The organism is Azospirillum sp. INR13 (assembly GCF_015390205.1).
Lineage (GTDB): Bacteria > Pseudomonadota > Alphaproteobacteria > Azospirillales > Azospirillaceae > Azospirillum.
The window spans coordinates 1-17,652 of the sequence record NZ_VUOI01000002.1; the positions used below are offsets into that span (position 1 = coordinate 1).

The 17,652-nt window shown below is 69.0% G+C and carries 15 protein-coding genes; 12 read left to right on the forward strand and 3 right to left on the reverse strand.

Annotated features, from left to right (window positions below):
• Window positions 1-792, forward strand: a 792-nt coding sequence (locus F1643_RS01890; protein ID WP_206692253.1) for an FkbM family methyltransferase, incomplete at its 5' end; no start/stop codon positions are given.
• A 3-nt stretch (window positions 793-795) separates the two neighbouring features.
• Here F1643_RS01890 and F1643_RS01895 read toward each other — a convergent pair.
• Window positions 796-2,379 (reverse strand): tetratricopeptide repeat protein, encoded by a 1,584-nt coding sequence (locus tag F1643_RS01895; RefSeq protein WP_194910183.1) that lies wholly within the window; start codon window positions 2,377-2,379, stop codon window positions 796-798.
• Window positions 2,380-2,792: 413 nt separating this feature from the next.
• On the opposite strand from F1643_RS01895, the gene F1643_RS01900 reads away from it, so the two are divergent.
• From F1643_RS01900 to F1643_RS01920, 5 genes are all read left to right on the forward strand, one after another.
• A complete protein-coding gene (locus tag F1643_RS01900) occupies window positions 2,793-3,977 on the forward strand; it encodes a glycosyltransferase family 4 protein (RefSeq protein WP_194910185.1) in 1,185 nt (394 codons plus the stop codon).
• Between the two features lie 28 nt (window positions 3,978-4,005).
• On the forward strand, window positions 4,006-4,923 hold the full coding sequence (locus F1643_RS01905) for a class I SAM-dependent methyltransferase (RefSeq protein ID WP_370540435.1): 918 nt from the start codon (window positions 4,006-4,008) through the stop codon (window positions 4,921-4,923).
• Window positions 4,920-5,690 carry a trans-aconitate 2-methyltransferase gene (locus F1643_RS01910; protein ID WP_194910188.1) on the forward strand — a complete coding sequence of 257 codons (771 nt, stop codon included), beginning with the start codon at window positions 4,920-4,922 and terminating at the stop codon, window positions 5,688-5,690. The genes F1643_RS01905 and F1643_RS01910 overlap by 4 nt, the downstream gene beginning before the upstream one ends.
• Window positions 5,691-5,782: 92 nt before the next feature.
• Window positions 5,783-6,730 (forward strand): lysylphosphatidylglycerol synthase transmembrane domain-containing protein, encoded by a 948-nt coding sequence (locus F1643_RS01915; protein WP_194910190.1) that lies wholly within the window; start codon window positions 5,783-5,785, stop codon window positions 6,728-6,730.
• Between the two features lie 107 nt (window positions 6,731-6,837).
• Window positions 6,838-7,860 (forward strand): glycosyltransferase family 2 protein, encoded by a 1,023-nt coding sequence (locus F1643_RS01920; protein WP_206692254.1) that lies wholly within the window; start codon window positions 6,838-6,840, stop codon window positions 7,858-7,860.
• A 180-nt stretch (window positions 7,861-8,040) separates the two neighbouring features.
• On the opposite strand, the gene F1643_RS01925 is transcribed toward F1643_RS01920, so the two are convergent.
• Together F1643_RS01925 and asnB are read right to left on the reverse strand one after the other, a co-directional pair.
• A complete protein-coding gene (locus F1643_RS01925) occupies window positions 8,041-9,933 on the reverse strand; it encodes a hypothetical protein (RefSeq protein ID WP_255542309.1) in 1,893 nt (630 codons plus the stop codon).
• A 50-nt stretch (window positions 9,934-9,983) separates the two neighbouring features.
• Window positions 9,984-11,906, reverse strand: coding sequence for an asparagine synthase (glutamine-hydrolyzing) (gene asnB, locus F1643_RS01930; RefSeq protein ID WP_194910200.1), 1,923 nt, complete (start codon window positions 11,904-11,906; stop codon window positions 9,984-9,986).
• Window positions 11,907-12,183: 277 nt separating this feature from the next.
• Between asnB and F1643_RS01935 the strand changes: the two genes are divergently transcribed.
• The 6 genes from F1643_RS01935 to F1643_RS01960 all read left to right on the forward strand — a co-directional run bounded on the left by F1643_RS01935 (window position 12,184) and on the right by F1643_RS01960 (window position 17,651).
• Window positions 12,184-12,585, forward strand: a complete 402-nt coding sequence (locus F1643_RS01935; protein WP_194910202.1) for a DUF6165 family protein — start codon at window positions 12,184-12,186, stop codon at window positions 12,583-12,585.
• A 51-nt stretch (window positions 12,586-12,636) separates the two neighbouring features.
• Window positions 12,637-13,728 (forward strand): hypothetical protein, encoded by a 1,092-nt coding sequence (locus tag F1643_RS01940; protein ID WP_194910204.1) that lies wholly within the window; start codon window positions 12,637-12,639, stop codon window positions 13,726-13,728.
• A 55-nt stretch (window positions 13,729-13,783) separates the two neighbouring features.
• On the forward strand, window positions 13,784-14,458 hold the full coding sequence (locus tag F1643_RS01945; RefSeq protein WP_194910206.1) for a formyltransferase family protein: 675 nt from the start codon (window positions 13,784-13,786) through the stop codon (window positions 14,456-14,458).
• 117 nt (window positions 14,459-14,575) lie between these two features.
• Window positions 14,576-15,655 (forward strand): Gfo/Idh/MocA family protein, encoded by a 1,080-nt coding sequence (locus tag F1643_RS01950; RefSeq protein ID WP_194910208.1) that lies wholly within the window; start codon window positions 14,576-14,578, stop codon window positions 15,653-15,655.
• A complete protein-coding gene (locus F1643_RS01955) occupies window positions 15,652-16,800 on the forward strand; it encodes a DegT/DnrJ/EryC1/StrS aminotransferase family protein (protein ID WP_194910210.1) in 1,149 nt (382 codons plus the stop codon). The genes F1643_RS01950 and F1643_RS01955 overlap by 4 nt, the downstream gene beginning before the upstream one ends.
• Before the next feature lie 11 nt (window positions 16,801-16,811).
• Window positions 16,812-17,651: an FkbM family methyltransferase gene (locus F1643_RS01960; RefSeq protein ID WP_194910212.1), complete on the forward strand. Its 840-nt coding sequence runs from the start codon at window positions 16,812-16,814 to the stop codon at window positions 17,649-17,651.
• Window position 17,652 lies beyond the last annotated feature (1 nt).

A 17,652-nucleotide genomic window follows, 5' to 3' on the forward strand; every position in this document is an offset into this window, starting at 1 on the left:
GTGAGCATCGCCGATGGCCTCAAGATCGCCTTCGACGTCCATCTCTCCGGTGACCTTGAGCGGGCGGAAGAGTTCTATCGCGCCATCCTCCGGGTCAGTCCGGGCAATCCGATGGCGGCGACGCTGCTTGGGCTGATCCGCTCCCAGCGGACGATGGTCCGCCAGAGCAAGCACAAGACGCTTACGCTCCTGCGCGACCGGGGCTTCCGTCCCGCCACCGTGATCGATGTCGGCGCCCAGACCGGCACCCCGCCGCTCTACGAGGTTTTTCCCGACAGCCACCATGTGCTGATCGAACCGGTGGCCGAGAACGAGTCCGCCCTGCAGGCCCTGTGCGGGCAGCTGCGCAGCGCCGAATACCGCATCGCTGCCGTCACCAGCCGGGATGGCATGGTCCCGCTGGCGGTGTCCGACGACCGGCTCTATTCCTCCGTCGTTCCGGAGGGCGGGGACGCCCCGCCGGGCCTGCGCAGCGTGCCCGGCGTCTCGCTCGACAGCCTGTGCGCGGAGCGCGGCTATGCCGGGCCGATGCTGGTGAAGATCGATGTCGATGGTCTGGAGCTGGAGGTGCTGGCCGGCGCCGTCACCCTGATGCGGCCGGACGCCGTCTTCGTGATCGAGGCGACGGTGGCCGGCAACGATGCCCGCCTGCCTCGCATCATCGACGCCATGGCACCTTATGGTTTCCAGGTCTGGGACATCGTCGATCCCCTCTACCGCCCCGGTGACGAGCGGATGTGGCAGGTGGATGTGGTGATGGTCCACCGCGACGGCCCCTACGCCCCCCTCTGATCCTTATCCGGCGGCGCGTTGGCGGAGCGCCTGCTCCAGGCGGTCCAGGGCGTTTTCCCAGGAGCCGGGCCGGTCCTGGCGGAACAGGCGCATGGTCGGGTACCAGGGGCTGTCGTCGCGGTCGAGCATCCAGCGCCAGTCGGGGGCGAAGGGAACCATCACCCAGACCGGGACGCCGAGCGCGCCGGCGAGATGGGCGACGGAGGTGTCGACGCAGACGACGAGGTCGAGGCCGGCCATGATGGCGGCGGTGTCGGCGAAGTCGTGGATGTCGGGCGACAGGTTCAGCAGGGGGAAGCCGCCGGGCGGATTGGCGGCCTGACCCTCGGTCGGTCCCTTCTGGATGGAGACGAGGCTGACGCCGGGAATGGCGGCCAGCCTTGCGAAGGGCGCCAGCCCGATGGAGCGGTTCTTGTCGTTGCCGTGGCTCGGCGATCCCGCCCAGACGATGCCGACCTTCAGGCCGCTCCCGTCCTTTGCCAGCCCCTTCAGCCGCTCGCCCCAGCGCGCCGTCAGATCGGGCTCCGCCGTCAAATAGGGGACACGGGCCGGCACCGTTTCCAGCCGGGTGCCGAACAGCGCCGGCAGGCTCAGCACCGGGATCTGCACGTCGAAGTCGGGCAGCGGTCCGCCGGTCTCCACCGCGATGGTGCCGGGCAGGCGGCGCAGCACCGGCAGCAGCGCCTTCTGGCATTCCAGATAGATCGGCTGTCCCCCCGTTCCTCCCCCGGCTGTCCGGGCCAGCAGCGGCAGATAGCGCACGAACTGCAGCACGTCGCCGAAGCCCTGTTCCCAATAAACCAGCAGCCGCCGGCCGTTCAGCGGCGACCCGTCCCAGCGCGGCTGGACGAAGCTGCGTTGCGGCGAGGGCAGGCGGCCATGCTTCCAGCGCCATTCATAGCCCCGCCAGCCCTTGACGAAGTCGCCCAGCAGCAGCCGGACCAGGCTTTCGTTCCAATGGGCACCGGCGAAGTTCGGATCCAGCCGGGTGGCCCGCCGGAAGGCCAGCAGCGCTTCCCAGAAGACGCCCTTGTCCTTCACCGTGGAGCCCAGGTTGCTGTAGGCCCCGGCATGCTGCGGGTTCAGCGCGATGGCGCGGCGGAAGCGTGCCGCCGCCTCGTCCAGCCGGTAGGCCATGCGCAGCATGGCGCCGTGGTTGTTGGCGATCTCCGCATCGTCGGGCGCCATGGCGAAGGCGCGGGCGAAGATGTCGCTGGCTTCGTTGGCGCGTTTCAGCCGTTCCAGTTGGACACCCAGTTCATTGAGCAGGGCCGGTTGGTCGGGTTTCAGACGGATCGCGGCGTGGTAGGCCCTTACCCCTTCCTCCGGCCGGCCAAGCCGGACCAGCAGCGCCCCCAGGTTGATCCAACCGTTCAGTGAGGTCGGCGCCAGGCTCAGGGCGCGGCGGAACAGCGCCACCGCTTCCCCATCGCGGCCGGCGTCCGCACGCAGCAGCCCCAGATTGTTGACGGCGGGGGCGAACTGGGGGTCGGCGGCGACGATCTCGCCATACAGCCGGGCGGCCTCTCCGGTCCGGCCGCTTTGCTGGAACCCGAGAGCCGTGGCGAAGGCTTGCTGGATGTTCATGAAGGACCGCATCGCCCCGGTTGAGGAACTGGTTTCGGACGGCATCGGAAACCGGTGCGATCAGTAGCAGAGATGACCGGTGCTGCAAAGGACCGGCACCGGCCGGACGGAGGTGGGGTGGCAGGTGGGGCCGGCCAGTGAAGCCGTGACCGCTTGCATCGCCGCCGCTCACCGCCCATCAATGGCGCTAAGCAGGTTTCTCCAGATCGGGCCACAGGCCCGGCCTGGAGAAACCTGCGGACTCTATAGTTTTGCAGGTTTTCCGAGCCCGCCCATTTGTGGGCGGAGTTCGGAAAACCTGCTTAGAGTGTCTATCAAAACCCCGGTATGATGTGCTGAAGGCATTGATTGTCCTCAACCCCAGACCGGTTCTGATCTGCACTCTTAGTCGAACGGGGAATGTGGCGCGCGGCATGGCACGGCTTCTGCTGATCAATTACGAATTTCCGCCGCTGGGCGGCGGGGCGGCCAACGCCACCGACAACACCGCCCGCGAACTGGCGGCCCTGGGCGAGGAGGTGCTGGTGCTGACCTCCGCCTTCGGCGATCTGCCGCGGGTGGAACGCCGGGCCGACGGGGTGGAGATCCGCCGCATCCCCACCCTGCGCCGTCGCCGCGACCGCAGTTCGGTGGTGGAGATGCTGGCCTTCCTCGCCAGTTCGCTGGTGATGGCACCCTGGATCGCCGCCCGCTGGCGCCCGGACGCCACCATCGCCTATTTCGGCCTGCCCTGCGGCCCGGCGGCCTGGATGGTGAAGGCGCTGTCCGGCGTGCCCTATGCGGTCAGCCTGCGCGGCGGCGACGTGCCGGGCTTCCAGTATGACGGCATCTCGCTCTACCACCGGCTGGCCGGGCCGGTGATCGGCTGGCTGTGGCGCCGGTCCTCGGCCGTCGTCGCCAACAGCGAGGGGCTGGCCGACCTCGCCCGCCGCTTCGCTCCCGACCAGCCCATCGCCATCATCCCCAACGGCGTCGATGCCGCCCGCTTTTCACCCGCCGAAGCACGGAGCACGAGTGACCGACTGTCGCTGCTGTTCGTCGGCCGGGTGGTGCGGCAGAAGGGGCTGGACGTGCTGTTCGAGGCACTCGCCAGCCTGTCGCCGGTTCTGCGCGGCCGCATCGACCTGACCGTCGTCGGCGACGGCCCCACCCGGTCGGAGCTGGAGGCGCAGGCCGCCCGGCTCGGCCTGTCGGGGCAGGTGACGTTCCGCGGCTGGCTCGGTCGCGACGAGTTGCCCGCCGCCTACCGCGCCGCCGACGCCTTCGTCTTCCCCTCGCGCGACGAGGGCATGCCCAACGTGGTTCTGGAGGCGATGGCCGCCGGCCTGCCGGTGGTGGCGACCCGCATCGCCGGCAACCGCGATCTGGTGGTGGAGGAGGAGACCGGCCTGATGCTGGACGCCGACGACACCCCGGCGCTTGCCGCCGCCATCACCCGTCTGGCCGAAGACCCGGCCCTGCGCCGCCGGCTGGGCGAGGGCGGCCGCCGCCGGGTGGTCGAGCATTTCTCCTGGCGCGCCGTCGCCGCCGCCTACCGCGACCTGGCGCTCGCCGGCCGTGCGGCGGCGGGACGGGTCCGATCGGCGCAAGCGGAGTGAGGGGGCGGAGTGAAGGGCGCCGCTTGACGTGCTGTTGACATCCGGCGGCTTTCGGGAGCGTATGGCGGCGCGGCAGATCGGCTCGGACAGCAAGGGATCGGACAGCGTGGCGGAACCGGTGAAGACGGCGGAAGGCGGGGGCGGAATCCCTGCCGGCACTCCCGCCCTGGCCTTCGATTTCGGCGAGAACTGGGACCATTACTCGCGCACCGTGCTGGACGAGCCGCGGCTGGTGGCGGCCATCGACAGCCTGAAGGGGCTGGTCGGAACCGACCGGCTGAAGGACGCCAGCTTCTGCGACGTCGGCTCCGGCTCCGGCCTGTTCACCATCGCCGCCGGCAAGCTGGGCGTCGCCCGCGCGCTGGGCTTCGACGTCAACCCGACCGGGGTCGAGGTCGCCCGCCGTAACCTGGGCCGCTTCGCGCCCGAGTTGGCCGACCGCATCGAGTTCCGCCGTGGTTCGGCGCTGGACACCGGTTTCGTCGGCTCGCTCGGCCGCTTCGACGTGGTCTATGCCTGGGGCTCGCTGCACCACACCGGGTCCATGTGGCCGGCGATCGAGACGGTGGCTCCGCTGGTGGCGCCGGGCGGCACCTTCGTGCTGGCGCTCTACAACCGCCACTGGACCTCGCCGATCTGGACCCTGATCAAGATCGTCTACAACCTATCGCCGGGCTTCCTTCGGAAAGTCTGGGACTGGACGCTGGGATCACTGATGTTCCTGGCGACCTGGGCGATCACCGGCTCCAACCCGCTGCGCAAGGAGCGCGGCATGGAGTTCTGGGTGGACGTCACCGACTGGCTCGGCGGCTACCCCTATGAATATGCCAGTGCCGACGAGGTGCGGGCGCGGATGGACGCGCTCGGCTTCGACATGCTGGAGGTCCGCCCGCCGCGCGTGCCGACGGGCTGCAACGAATTCATCCTGCGCCGGAGGCCCGCATGAGCGACGACGCATTCAAGTCCGCCACCTCTCCTCTCGCTGCTGCCGCGGCCGATCACCCGGGGGGTGTCGATTACGACGACAGCTGGGAACGGCGCTGGAACGACATGCGCAAATACGGCCCGACCGGCCGGCATCTGCGCCGCATCGTCACCGAGATGGTGCGCCCGCTGAACTACGACAGCTTGGCTGACGTCGGCTGCGGCCAGGGCTCGCTGCTCGCCACGCTGATGCCGCTGAAGCCGCAGGCCAGCTACACCGGCCTCGATTTCGCCGCCAAGGCCATCGACGTTGCCCGCCGCCGCGCACCGAATGCCGAGTTCGGGCTGCTCGACGTCGCCGCCGGCCATCTCGACCGCCGCTTCGATCTGGTGGTCTGCACCGACGTGGTCGAGCATATCGAGGACGATGTCGCGGCGCTCCGCAACCTCGCCGCCATGACCGGCCGCTACCTGCTGGTCTCCACCCTGCAGGGGCGGATGCGCGACTTCGAGCGCACCGTCGGCCACCACCGCAACTATGCCCGCGGCGAGCTGCAGGCCAAGATCAAGTCGGTCGGGCTGGAGATCGAGCGGGTGGTGGAATGGGGCTTCCCCTTCTTCTCGCCGCTCTACCGCAACGTGCTGGGGGCCGCCAGCGGCCAGGGCACCGAGGGCGACTACGGTCCCGGCCGGCGCTTCCTCGCCGAAGCGCTGTACCACATCTTCCGCCTGAACTCCTGGTCGCATGGCGACTACATCTACGTGCTGGCCCGCCGGCCGGGGTCGTAAGTGCAGGGAAGGGTTGGAGAGGGGCATCCAGCGGCACTTCTCCAAATAAACCCATCACATCACTTCATGACTTCATGAAAAGGCTTGTTTAAATGCGTCCCCGCTTGAAAGCCCTGGTCAGCGCGCTGCTGGTCGTCCTGCTGCTGTGGCGGGTCGACGTGGCGGAAGTCGGACGGGTGCTGGCGGTGGCGTCGCCGGGGCTGATGGCGCTCGCCGGCCTGCTGTTCTTCCTGATGCATGTGCTGAACGCGCTGAAGCTGCGGGTGCTGCTGCCGGAACTGCGGGCGGGGCGGCTGCTCGCCTACACGCTGGTGGCGCAGCTCTACGCGCTGGTGCTGCCGGGCCAGCTGGCGGGGGAGGCGGTGAAGGCTTACCGGCTCAGCCGCGACGAAGGGCGGGGAGAGGGGGACGGCGGCCGCATCGTCTCGGCGGTGGCCTTCGACAAGGTGACGGGGGTCGCCGGGCTGCTGCTGCTGACCGGCGGCGGTCTGGCGGTGCAGTCGGCGCGTTTCGGCGACGGGCTTCTGGTCGCCGTCGGGCTGGTGCTGGCCGGGTTGGCCGTGGCGACCGTGCTGCTGGCCTGGGCACCGGCCCGTGCCCTTCTGTTGGCTCTGCTCGGCTGGCGCGCAGGGTCAAAGCGCGAAGCCTGGCTGCTTGGACCGTTGCGCCGTTTTCTGGAGGCTTGGCGCGGCCAGATGCGCCGGCCGGGGCGGGCGGTGCTGTCCGTCGCCGGCGGGATCGCGGTCCAGCTGGCGGCGGTCGCCGGCAGCCAGGCCCTGGGGCTGGCGGTCGGCATCGATCAGCCCTTTTCGGTCTGGTGCGCCGTGATCGGGCTGATGTCGGTGATCGTGCTGATGCCGGTCACCCTTGCCGGCATCGGCCTGCGCGAGGCGTCTCTGGTCGGCCTGCTTGATCTGGTGGGCGTCCCGCATGCTCAGTCACTGGCGCTCGGCTTTGGCATCCTCGCCTTCCAGGTGATGGTGGCCCTGCTGGGCGCCGTCATCGACCTGACCGTTCTGCGCGAGCGCCGCGCGGCCTGAGGCGGCGGCACGCGACCCAATTATCCGTTGCGCTTGCCGGATCCAGCGGCCATACCATGGCCCGGCATCGCCTCCACAGATGACCCCGCAGCCTCCGGACCCGTTCGATGACCCTCCTGCTTACCCCCGGATCCGCCGCCATGGACACCGGCACGGTTTCCGTCTCGGTCCTGATCCCGGTCTATAACGAGGAGGACAACATCGCCCCCCTGTGCGGCCGGCTGATCCCGGCGCTCGACGGGCTGGGGCGCAGCTTCGAGGTCATCTTCGTCAATGACGGCTCCACCGACGGGACGGAGGCGGAACTGCAGCGCGTGGCGTCCGACCGCCGCATCCGCGTCATCAATTTCCGCCGCAACGTCGGCCAGACCGCGGCGATGATGGCCGGCATCGACCATGCCCGCGGCGACGTCATCGTGCCGATGGACGGCGACCTGCAGAACGACCCGCAGGACATCGGCGGGCTGCTCGCCAAGCTGGACGAGGGGTACGACGTGGTGTCGGGCTGGCGCGCCGACCGGCAGGACGGCTTCCTGCTGCGCACGCTGCCGAGCAAGATGGCCAACAAGCTGATCTCCACCATCTCCGGCGTGAAGCTGAACGACTATGGCTGCACGCTGAAGGCCTACCGGCGCCAGATGCTGCAGGGCTACCGGCTTTACGGCGAGATGCACCGCTTCGTGCCGATCTACGCCCGCTGGCAGGGCGCCAAGCTGACCGAGATGCCGGTGCGCCACCACCCGCGCCGCCACGGCCAGTCGAAATACGGGCTGGAGCGGGTGCTGAAGGTCGTGCTCGACCTCGTCGTCGTGAAGTTCCTGACCCAATACGAGACCAAGCCGATCTACATCTTCGGCTTCGCCGGCCTGATGTTCATGGGGCTGTCGGTGCTGGCCGGCATCTATGCCATCTACCTGAAGCTGGTCGACGGCATCTCCTTCATCCTGACGCCGCTGCCGCTCCTGGTGACGATGGGGCTGGTCACCGGCGTGATGTGCATCCTGATGGGGCTGCTGGCCGAGCTGCTGGTCCGCATCTATTTCGAGAGCCAGGGCAAGAGCCACTATTCCATCAAGACCATGCTGAACTTCGACGAGCCGCCGCCGCCGGACCGCAGCATCCGGGATTGATCGGCCCAATAAGAAAAAGGCCCCGTACCGTTCCCGGTGCGGGGCCTTTTCGCATCATACGCGGTCAGAAGAATTCTGACCGCTGCGTTCATACGCCACGCAGGCTTCGCGCCCATCGGCGCGCGCCCGCAGTCGCGGGCGATATCGGGTTCGGAAAGTCAGAACTTTCCGAACCCGATATCAGGGCGTCGCCGCCACCCCGCCGGGGGGCGTCAGCTCCTTCAGCCCGCCGTCATGGCCCAGCACGAACAGCCGCACCCGCTGACCGGCCAGTTCAGGCGGAACGGGCAGGGTGAAGCCGCTGTCCGCCATCCGCCCGTCCTTCAGCACGGCGGCGACGTCGGGCCGCGCGCCGCCGGTCGGGGATGTTGCCACGATGCGGTCGCCCACCCCTAGCAGGACGAAGGCGGCCGGCGCCGGCACCGCCGCATCGACCGCCCAGCCGAGCGCGGCCAGCGAGCCGGAGGGAAGCCGCACGAAGCGGTCGAGCGAGCCGTGCAGTCCGCCGTCGCGCGGCGGCACGTCCAGCCGCAGCCGTGCCGAGGCTTCGTCCAGCTGGCCGGCCCGCAGCAGGGCGGCCAGTGTCCCCTGCTCCGGCCGGCTCGCGGCATCGGCCAGGATCGCCTGCACGAAGCCGGCCTTCAGGTCGTAGGCGGCCTGGAGGAAGGGCGCGATGTTGCGCGGCGAGGCGGAGTGGCAGACCAGCGGCTGGCTCCAGTCCATTCCGGCGGGCGCGCGGATCGATTGCAGGTGGGTGGCGACGCAGCGCTCCGCCGCCGCATCGCGCTCCGCCACCATGCGGTTGAGGCCGGCGACGCTCCAATGCCGCCAGAAGGTGTCCGTACCCGCACCGTGGCCGACGGCGAGCGCCGCCACCAGCACCATACCGGCGATGGTCCCGACGCCACCCCCCACCCCCGTCCGGCGGCCGAGCAGCAGCGTCCAGCCGGCGACCGCGGCGGGGAAGGCCAGCAGGACCGGATAGGCGTAACGCGGGATGGTGCCGCAGCGCATGGCGTTGGCGATGCCCTCGCCGCACAGCCCGGCCCGGCCCAGCGCGGTGGTCATGGTGACGATCACCGCCCCGGCGATCAGCCCGGCGATGGCCAGGGCGGAGTTGCGGTTCTCCCGTCCGGCGCAGCCCAGCAGCAGGCCCGCCGCCGGGATCAGGCAGAGCGCCAGGGCCGCCCCCCCCGCCGCCAGCGACAGCGGCGCACCCACCGCCTCCACCGGCAGTCCGGCGGCGGTGGCGAAGGCGCCCAGCAGGAAGGCCCAGAAGCCGCTGTGCCAGGGCAGAACCAGCGGCTGGCCGGTGTGGTTGGCGTAGGAGCCGCTGAAGGTCATCCACAGCATCGCCACGGTCAGCAGCAGCCCGCCGCCGACCGCCACCAGCATCCGGCCATCCAGACGCTCGCGCCAACTCCCCCCCTGACGCAGCGCCAGCACCGCCCCGGCCCCCGCCGCCCCAAGGGCATAGCTGGCGCCGAACACCCCGGTGGAGCCGAAGGCCAGCAGGAACAGCGTTGCCAATGCCAGCCGCCCGCGGGCCAGCGTGTGCAGGAACAGGAACAGGCAGGTGAAGAAGATCGGCTGGGCCAGCCCCATGTGCTGGTAATAGAAATACTCGTTGTTCAGCGTGCCGGTCAGGAACAGCCCGGCCGCCGCCACCGGCACCGCATCCCAGGCCGAGCGCACGCAGTCCCGCAGCAGAACCAGGGCGTAAGCGGCGAGCATGGCGGCGAAGGCCAGCCAGCCGACCAGCCGGAAGGCGAGGAAATCGACGCCGATGGCCTGCCACAGCCCATGGGTCAGCAGCTTGAAGAAGGGCGCGACATGGTCGCTGTCCTTGGCGAAGATCGAATGGAAGGTCAGCGGCTGCTGCACGCCCTGGGCGGCGCCGAAGAAATAGCCCCAGTCGTCCCAATAGGGCAGGCCGGTGCTGGCATGCATGTTCATGCCGAACTGGTAGGCGACGATCAGCCCCCCCAGCCCCAGCAGCAGCCCGACTAGGATGCGGGGGAAGGACGAAGCATGGGAATTGGTGGGGAGATCGGAGCGGGCAACGGCATGCATGTCCGCTCCCCCGCGCGTTTGGGGGAACGGGCGATCCAGACTGTCTAAGCTCATGCGGCGTTTTCCATCGGTGCCGGGGTCGGGGCCGGGGTCTGGGCCGGGCGGTCCAGCGCGGTGGCGAGCGCGGTCCAGGCCCACAGCAGGCCGCGGTGGTCGGCCTGCCCGCTGCGATGCTCGTCCCAGCGCGCCGCCAGCCAGGCGCCGTCCACCCCGATGCGCGCCGCGGTCTCCAGCGGCGGTTGGGGCAGGTGGCGCAGCCAGCGGCTAAGCGGGATGCCGAAGCCCTTCTTGGGCCGCGACAGGATCGCCGGCGGCAGCAGCGGGGCCATCGCCTTCTTCAGGATCCATTTGCGGGTGCCGCCTCTCACGCCGTTCGGCTGCAGCTTCACCGAGGCCGGCAGGCGGCTGACGAAGGCGACGAGGTCGCGGTCGAGGAAGGGCGAGCGCGTCTCCAGCGAACAGAACATGCTGGCGCGGTCGGCCTTGATCAGCAAATTCTCGCCCAGATAGAAGCGGCCGTAGAACTCGATGGAGCGGTCGACGTCGTGCCGGCTGGCGCCCGACCGCCATAGGGCGTCGGCCTCGTCATACAGCTCGTCGGCGGTCAGGCTGGTGCCGAACAGCCGCGACACCTCCTCCACCGACGCCGGACCCAGCCAGGCCGGCATCCAGTGCGCCGGCCGGTGCCCCAGCCCGCGCAATGCCCGGCGCAGCTTGAAGTCGAAGCTCATGTTGCGGTCCGACCGCGGCAGCCGGTGGGCCACCGCCTCCGCCAGCCGGTGCAGCGGGCGGGGAACGGCATAATGGTAGAGCCGCGCCGTGCGCAGCGCGTCGAAGGTGTCGTAGCCGGCGAACAGCTCGTCGCCGCCGTCGCCGGTCAGCGCCACCGTCACCCGTTCGCGGGCGAAACGCGACAGCAGATGCGTCGGCAGGATGGAGGGATCGGCGATCGGGTCGTCCAGCCGGCCCAGCAACTCCGGCAGCATCCCCGCCGCGGTGTCGAGGTTCAGCGTGCGGCAGGCATGGTCGGTGCCGTAATGGCGAGCGGCGTCGGCCGCATAGCCGCTCTCGTCGAAGCTCGGCTCATCGAAGCCGATGGTGAAGGTCTTCATCGACGCCGGGTCGCGGTGGCGGGCGGCGAGCGCCACGATGGCGGCGCTGTCGATGCCCCCGGACAGGAAGAAGCCGACCGGCACGTCGCTCAGCATCCGGCGTTCCACCGCGCGGTCCAGCAACTCGCGCAGCTCCTCGGCCCACTGGTCGGGACCGCCCGGCGGCTGGTCGTCCACCACCATCCGGTATTCCCAGTAGCGGCTGACCGACAGCCGCCGGCTGGTCAGGTCGTAGACCATGCTGCAGCCGCCCGGCAGCTTGCGCACCGCGGCATGGGCGGTCAGCGGCGCCGGAATGAAGCCGTAGGCGAAATATTTGACGAGCGCGGTGCGGTCCAGCGTGTCCGGCACCGTCGGGTGCGACAGGACGGCCGTGGCCTCCGACGCGAAGACCAGCCCGTCGGCGGTCTCGGCATAGAACAGCGGCTTCTTGCCGAAGCGGTCGCGGCCGAAGACCAGCCGGCCCTGGCGCCGGTCGTAGAGGCAGAAGGCGAACATGCCGTTCAGCCGCTCCAGCATGTCCAGGCCCCATTCCCGGTAGCCGTGCAGCAGCACCTCGGTGTCGGAATGGTCAGTGACGAACCGGTGTCCGGCCTGCTCCAGCGCGCGGCGCAGTTCGGGCGCGTTGTAGATCTCGCCGTTGTAGACGATGACCAGATCGCCCTCGGCCGTCGCCATCGGCTGGTGGCCGCCCTCGATGTCGATGATGGCGAGGCGGCGGAAGCCCAGATGGACGGCCAAGGCGCCGCTGGTGTCGATGTGGACGCCGTCGTCGTCGGGGCCGCGGTGGCGGATGATGCTGGTCATGACGGCGAGGTCGCGCTCGCCGCCGGGTCCGGCGAAGCCGGCGAAACCGCACATGGGGCTGCTCTCCCGAGGGGACTGCCGAAGGTGGCGACGGGGGCTAGGTGTAGCGCCTCGTCCGTTCGCTTGCCATGGCGAAATGCCCAAGGGCCGGGGCCGCGTGTGCAAGGCGCCGTTGCGGTTTGTCACCATGGGACGTCCGGGCGTTCGTTGACAGGCTTGTTTGGCGTTGATAGGGCTTGTGCGCAGTTGACACGACGGCCGGAAGAGATGGCCGTTCCAGGCTTGTCGTGCGGCAAGACACCAGATGGCACGGCAGGGTTTTGGATCACAGATGCGGATTACGATTGAAATTTCGCCGGGCGAACTGCTCGACAGGATCACGATCCTCGAAATCAAGGCCGATTTGATCAGCGACGTGGCGAAACTGGCCCATGTCCGCTTCGAGCTTTCCAAGATGACGGCCGTGCTCGAAACCATCCTGAAGGACCGTCAGGATATCGGGGACTACAAGGCTCGTTTGAAGGCGGTCAATCTCGATGCCTGGCACCTGATCGAGGTCATGGAGACCAACTGGTCCAGTGGCGGGAAGGTCTCCGAGAAGACCTTCCATGACGCCTACCTGCTCAACAAGGAACGGGTCCGGATCAAGCAGGCGGTCGATGTGCTGCTGGGGTCCAGCATCGTCGAGGAAAAATCATATCTGCCGCCGGCGGGTAACAAGAGCCGGATCTGATGCGCGCTTCTGCGCGGTCGGAGCATGCGGAGCGGAATGGGGGAATGGGGCGTGACCGGGACGAATGATTTGGCGGCGGCCATGGAGATGGTGAAGGGCGGCCGTGCCAGCCTGCCGCTCCTGCAGAGTTTGACCGACCGGATCGCCGCCGACGCGGTCGGCATGGCGAACGGCCGCATCGGCCAGGTCATGAACGATGCCGTCAAGCAACTGGCCGCCTCCCTGTATTGGGAAGATCTGCGCAAGCTCATCGCGGCGAGCGCCGGTGTCGACGAGAACGAGGCCTGGTACATCTTCACCCCCGGCGGGTCGGGCGACGTCATGTTCGCCATGAGCTTCCTGAAGGCGTTCCGGAAACGGAACGGCGGGCCGGTGATCCTGGTGGCGCCTCCGCCCTTCCGGTCGCTCAGCAAGCTCTATGCCGGCGATTACGACCATGTCGTCCACATCAACCCCCGTTGGGATTTCCTGTCCCGGCTGCACGCCGTGCAGAAGGGCGAGCCGATCCTTGCCGGCAACGGTGGACCCGGCAGTCGGGCGGATTGGCTGGTGCTGATCAAGGTCGTTACGCTGAACAACCTCTATTGCATGCTCATGGGGCTGCCCTTCCATACGGAACCGGCCCCGCCCCGCATGCCCGAGGGAGCACGGGAGGCCGCACGCTCGATCCTGGAAACCTGCGGCCTGCGGCCGGGCCGTACGGTGATCCTGGCGCCCTTCTCCCGCTCCACGACGACACCACCGATGTCCTGGTGGGAGGAACTCGTTCAAGCCTTGAAGCGACGGGACTATGACGTCGCCACGAACGTCGCCGAGGTGCTCGGGAACGCCCGGCTGGACACCATCGAGGGCACGGTTCCCCTCGCCTGCCCGCACGAACATATGCCGGCGCTGGTCGAGGAGGCCGGCTTCTTCATCGCCTCGCGCAGCGGTCTCAGCGACATCGTCTCCTTCTCGAATGCGACGATGCGCTTCGTCTATGCGTCGCAGAAGCGGCAGGAAGCTTTGAACGTCTGCGCGGTAATCGCTCCCGGCGATTGCCAGAGCGTGCCCCGCAACCGCCCGCTCGACCCCGCCCGGGCCTTCGAATGGGAAGTGGACGACGACGGCCGTTTCGACGAGGCCATCCTGGCAGGATTCTGAAGCCTGAAGAAGGAAGACGGGACGCTTCGTTTCCGTCCAGCAGAAGGGAGGCGACATGCGTCTTGGACTCCTCACCTACGCCCTGCCCCACCTGAAGACCGAGCAGGTGCTGCACGGGCTTCTGCTGCGGGGGGGCTGGGATATCGAGGTCTACGCCCTGCCGTTCACGCCCCGGCCGGAGCGCAAGGTCCTGTTCCAGCACCGCCCGGACCAGTTCGCCGCCGCCCATCCGGCCGGGATCGCCCGGCGCTTCTCGCTGCCCTACCGCGAGGTCGCCACGGCCGACGACATCCCCGATCCGCCGGAACTGATGCTGGTGACGGTCGGCGCGCTGATCGGACCGCGGCTGCTGGAGCGCACGCGGGTCCTGAACGTCCATTCCGGCCTGATCCCGGCGGTGCGGGGGCTGGACGCCTTCAAATGGGCGGTGCATGACGGCATGCCGCTGGGCGTCTCCCTGCATGCCATCGACGCCGAGGTGGACAGGGGGGAGCACATCCTGTCGCTGCCGACGCCGGTCTATCCGGACGACACCCCCGCCACGCTCGCGCGGCGCCATTACGAGGCCGAGATCGCGCTGCTGGCCGGCTTCCAGGATGCTCTCCGGGCGCCGGCTCCGCCCTTGCCGGGGCTGGAGGACAGGCCCGCCCGCAAACGCATGCCCGCCGCCGTCGAGGAGGAGATGCTGGCGCGTTTCCCCGCCTATCTCGACCGCCACGGCCAAGCCTGAGCAGAGGGCCGCCGGCCGTTAAATATCCTCATACATTCGCTTGGCTCCGGACAAGGCCCCGTGCTAAGCGAATGCCTTAGCGCATATGCGCTTCATGTGTGTCCGATTGGGTTGCCGATGCAGGGTCTCGCTTCGCTTGGGTTCGCGCTCGTCGGCTGTGGTCGCATCGCGCGCCGGCACGCCGATCTTCTTGCCGGCGGCAAGATCTCCGGAGCCCACCTCGTCGCCGTCTGCGACACCGACATCACCCGTGCCCAGGCCTTCGGCGAGCGCTACGGCGTACCGCATTTCGCGTCGGCGGAGGAGATGCTGGAGCGCAGCGGGCCGGCGATCGACGTCCTGTCGATCCTGACCCCGTCGGGCAGCCATGCCGCGCTGACCATCGCGCTCGCCCCCCACGGCAAGCACATCGTCGTCGAGAAGCCGATGGCCCTGACGCTCTCTGACGCCGACGCGATGATCCGCGCCTGCGACGTCGCCGGCGTCAAGCTGTTCGTGGTCAAGCAGAACCGCTTCAACCGTCCCGTCGTCAAGCTGCGCGAGGCGTTCGAGGCCGGCCGCTTCGGCAAGCTGGTGATGGGCTCCGTGCGCGTCCGCTGGCGGCGCGACCAGGGCTATTACGACCAGGACGGCTGGCGCGGAACCTGGGCCGAGGACGGCGGCGTCTTCGCCAACCAGGCCAGCCACCATGTCGACCTGCTGGAATGGTTCCTGGGCGAGCCGGAGACCGTCTATGCCCAGGCGCGCACCGCGCTGGTCGACATCGAGACCGAGGATACCGGCGTCGCCGTCGTCCGCTTCGCCTCCGGGGCGCTGGGTGTGATCGAGGCGACCACCGCCGCCCGGCCCGACAATCTGGAAGGCTCGCTGTCGATCCTGGGCGAGAAGGGAACGGTCGAGATCGCCGGCTTCGCCGTGAACGAGATCCGCACCTGGCGCTTCACCGATCCCCTGCCCGAGGACGAGACGGTGATGGAGGAGGCGCGCAGCAACCCGCCCGACGTCTACGGCTTCGGCCACGCCCATTATCTGCGCGACGTGGTGGACTGCATCCATCACGGCGGCAAGGCGCTGGTCGACGGGCTGGAAGGGCGCAAGTCGCTGGAACTGATCTCCGCCATATACGAATCCATCTTCAGCGGACAGGAGGTGCGCATGCGCTTCCGTCCCAAGCACAGCCTCCTCGGTCTGCGATGAGCACGGACGCGGGCATCCCGCTGGTCAATCTGCGCCGCCAGTACGCCGCGCTGAAGGACGACGTCGCCGCCGCCATCGCCGCGGTGCTGGACAGCCAGCAGTTCATCAAGGGGCCGGCGGTGCGCGCCTTCGAGGCCGCATGGCGTGAGGCCTTGGGCGCGGCGCATGGCAGCGGCTGCTCCAACGGCACGGCGGCGCTGTCGCTGGCCCTCCAGGCACTCGGCGTCGGGCCGGGCGACGAGGTGATCACCACCGCCCACACCTTCATCGCCACCGCCGAAGCGATCTGCCATGTCGGCGCCACCCCGGTCTTCGTCGACATCGATCCCGCGTCCTACGCCATCGATCCGGCCGCCGTGGCCGCCGCGGTGACGCCGCGCACCCGCGCGATCATCCCGGTCCATCTCTACGGCTCCGCCGCCGACATGGACGCCATCCTGGAAATCGCCGCCCGCCACGGTCTGGCCGTGGTGGAGGACACCGCCCAGGCCCATCTCGGCCGCTGGCGCGGCAAGGCGCTGGGCACGCTGGGCGATGCCGGCACCTTCAGCTTCTATCCCGGCAAGAATCTGGGAGCCTATGGCGACGCCGGTTTCGTCGTCGCCCGCGATGCCGCGGTCGCCGAGACGATCGAGCGGCTGATCGACCATGGCCGGCAGCGCGGGTCCAAATACCTGCACGACGTCGTCGGCCAGAACCAGCGCATGGATGATCTCCAGGCGGCCGTCCTGTCGGTCAAGCTGTCCCATCTGGGGGGCTGGACCGGCACCCGCCGGTCGCGGGCCGCCCGCTACGACGCCCGGCTGAAGCCGGCCGGCTTCAAGGTGATCGAGCCTCCGGCCGCTTCCGAGCCGGTCTATCACCTCTATGTCGTCGAGGTCGCCGACCGCGATGCGGTCATGGCGGCGCTGCAGGCGCGCGGCATCGGCTGCGGCGTGCATTATCCGGTGCCGCTCCATCTCCAGCCGGCCTTCGCGGAGATGGGAACCGGCCAGGGGGGAACCGGCCCGGGCTCCCTGCCCCGGGCGGAGCATGCGGCCGATCATGTGCTGAGCCTGCCCATCTGCGGCGCCATCACCGAGGACGAGGTGGACCGGGTGTGCGATGCCGTCCTGGCGGTCGCGCGGCCGGCAGGCCGTGATTGAGGAGCGCCATCTTGCAGCAGCCATCCGCCCTCCAAGCCGGTCAGACGGGTGCCGGCCAGAAGCCGGCCAGCATCCCGGTTCTTCAGGGAAGCCTGACCGAGATTCTGGGATATCTGTCCAAGGAACTGCCGAAGTTTCCGCGCCGCGTTCCGGGCCGCCTGCTGGCGGACGGCGTGGAGCTGCGTTACGTCGACCTGCACAGCTTCTATTACCAGTCGCTGCAGATCCTGAACCATCGCCTCTATGAGTTCGAGACCGACGAGGCGGCCCCCCTGATCATCGATTGCGGGGCGCATATCGGGCTCGCCTCGCTGTTCTTCGCCCGGCGCTTCCCCCAGGCGACCATCCACGCCTTCGAAGCCGACCCCGCCATCGCCGAGGTTCTGGCCTTCAACGTCGCCTCGCTGAAGCTGACGGGGGTCACGCCGCACGCCAAGGCGGTCTGGATCGACGGCGGCGGCATCACCTTCGAACGGTCCAGCGACGACTCCGGTCATGTCCGTTCAGGGGGAAGCGGGCCGGACATGGTGACGGTGCCGTCGGTGCGTCTGCGCGACCTGATCGCCGGCCGCGACGTTTCGCTGCTCAAGCTGGATGTCGAGGGGGCGGAGTTCGCCATCCTGCGCGATTGCGACGGGGCACTGGGCGGGGTCCGCAAAATCCTGCTGGAGGTCCACTGCTTCGGCCAGTCCGACGCCAGCCTGGGCCGGCTGCTGTGCCTGCTGGAGGACAACGGCTTCCGGTACGGGCTGTCGGATCTCCATCAGGCGACCTGGATGCAGGGCGAGAAGCCGCCCTTCCGGGAACTGCAAACCGGCAAGTATCTGATCTCGGTGTTTGCCTGGCGGTAAG